General features: G+C 44.9%; 3 protein-coding genes. All 3 read left to right on the top strand.

Annotation, left to right across the window (positions count from 1 at the left end; all coding sequences use genetic code 11):
• Nucleotides 1-53 precede the first annotated feature (53 nt).
• From L248_RS04675 to L248_RS15800, 3 genes are read left to right on the top strand one after another with little or no spacing between them, the layout of a single operon-like run.
• Nucleotides 54-749 carry a CPBP family intramembrane glutamic endopeptidase gene (locus L248_RS04675; protein WP_155828570.1) on the top strand — a complete coding sequence of 232 codons (696 nt, stop codon included), beginning with the start codon at nucleotides 54-56 and terminating at the stop codon, nucleotides 747-749.
• Nucleotides 750-763: 14 nt separating this feature from the next.
• Nucleotides 764-919 carry a hypothetical protein gene (locus L248_RS15795; protein ID WP_155828571.1) on the top strand — a complete coding sequence of 52 codons (156 nt, stop codon included), beginning with the start codon at nucleotides 764-766 and terminating at the stop codon, nucleotides 917-919.
• Nucleotides 920-974: 55 nt separating this feature from the next.
• Complete coding sequence (locus L248_RS15800) at nucleotides 975-1136, top strand: hypothetical protein (RefSeq protein WP_022528939.1); 162 nt, start codon at nucleotides 975-977, stop codon at nucleotides 1134-1136.
• Nucleotides 1137-2070: the final 934 nt, after the last annotated feature.

Here is a 2070-nt window from a genome sequence, read left to right on the forward strand (position 1 = left end):
GCTGAAAAATTTGCCACTGATGTACTGTTTCAATTCCTCTGGAGGGATGATTATTGATAGTCAAAGGGTTCCATTATTCATGGAAAATTGGATGCATTGTGTTGCTTTCCTTGGTCATGCCAGTTCTGATTGGTTTACCAATACTTGCAGACATGTATTGGCCGGGAGAAACAAAGGACACAGTTTCTGCGTTCCCTCATTGGCTATTCTATGTGTTTATGTTCGCGATTGTAGGTACTTTGGAAATTATAAAGTATCGAAGAACTGCAACTGGAATCAAGCATTGGCATATTTCTATAAGAGCTGTGATGTGGTCGCTACTTTTGGGCATGCTTCTATTTGCCGTTTCAATGATCATCCTTTTTCTCTCCAAGAAATATAGTGTGTTTTATTCACCAGAGGATACATCTGCAAGGTCTAGCAACGTACCACTTTTACGAGGGAATTTACGATTGCTCACGTATGTGGCGGCATCGGTTGGTTCGCCTATTCTTGAAGAGTTGGGATTCCGGGGGATCATAGTCGCTGAGTTTGAGAGGATGACACGGAGCACAGCTTTTGCAATTTTCGCATCGGCGGTATTTTTCACGATTGGTCACCTAACCGGGTTAATTGACTCAATCGGGCTTTTCATGATGGCCATCTCGAATTCCGTGTTAGATGAGAAGTATCATTCACTCGTGCCAGGAATCATCGTACATGTGACATATAACACGATTGTGTCCTGCGGTACGTTGCTTTTTATATGAGAGGAGAAAGAATAATGGACAAGTTTAAGGACCTCAGTGAATCAGAGCAGGCTTCAATTTCAGGTGGCAGTAAGCATGATTATGATGTCTGGTACGAGGTTGGGCAAACCGTACGTAATTCCATTGGATATGCATGGAATACGTTATTTAATCCACCCAAAGTGTACTAATGGAATGTTAGGAGAAAGAGTCATTAACAGACGAGTTACAAGGGAGGAACAAGCTTTGAAAAAAACCGTTGATTCATTTCCGGCAATTAATGCGCAAACGCTATCAACTGTGTCTGGCGGCAACTTTTCGTTTCCAATACCGAGCTGGCATGAAACGCTGGATTCAGTCAAAGGATTTCTTGATGGTCTCACGGGCCATAAACGGCATTACGACTAAAACACGGGACATTTCCCGAGATAGCGATAGCTAGAATCGATGAGGACGAGCGGGAACTTTGTTCTCATTAGTTGTCGTCATGCACTTTTTACCAACATGATTCCCAAAAAAGAAGCAGATTGTTTCGACGCCCACATGTTGGTGGGTCGTAATAATTTGCTTCTTTTGTACGCACGACAATTTCGTGGCTTGGGGTATTAAAAAAAGGTAAGCACCGAATGACTGAGCGGCGACGGTTGGAAACTGATGGAGCTGCTTTTTGATTCCGCCCCGCATACCACACATCAATTTCATGGTGCAACTGAGTATACTTGGAAAGGTTTGATGATTTATGCGGTCTCCAGCTCAATCCCGAGCAATTCAAGTAAATGAAGATCGCGTTCGCCTTCTTTGGGGGAGTTAGAACTAACCCACCTTCAATCCTCTTGATATTTGATAAGACTTGAGTGTCAGCGTGGGACTTATCGGTTAAGTAAACAGACGCCTGACGCAGAACGTAGACGACGCGAGCGAACTCGCTACCTTCTGTCTGTGTCGTCTCCTTCTGAACCTGATTTAAGAGTTGTGCGGCAACTGGATAATTATGGTTCATCATGAGGGAAACACAAATGCTGGTGCATCATTTCGAGAAAGGCAAGAAAAGCATAGGTTGAAGACTGTTCCAGTAACCACATCATCGCACTCTGTCAATTGATGCTTGTCGAAGGAACGCAACATGTCAGTGGACAACGACTTTGCAATAGTATTCAATTGCCCGCTTCCACACTCATGATCTTTCAGAAGCGGAACTGGCGCTTGGAGCTTGTTCGGCGTTGTTGCTGGTACTGCCGCAGCAGTGGGCGGGGTGGCTGGCCTGCTTGCTCCCGAGCCCACAGGTCTAACCAAGGTTGCTGGTTGGTCGGCTATTACTGGTGGCGTCGCAACAATTGGCCAA

The sequence above is a fragment of the Schleiferilactobacillus shenzhenensis LY-73 genome (assembly GCF_000469325.1).
In the GTDB taxonomy this organism is placed as follows: Bacteria; Bacillota; Bacilli; order Lactobacillales; family Lactobacillaceae; genus Schleiferilactobacillus; species Schleiferilactobacillus shenzhenensis.

Coding starts and splice junctions, on each gene's coding strand:
- L248_RS15795 (WP_155828571.1), top strand. CDS start 764: ATGGACAAGTTTAAGGACCTCAGTGAATCAGAGCAGGCTTCAATTTCA.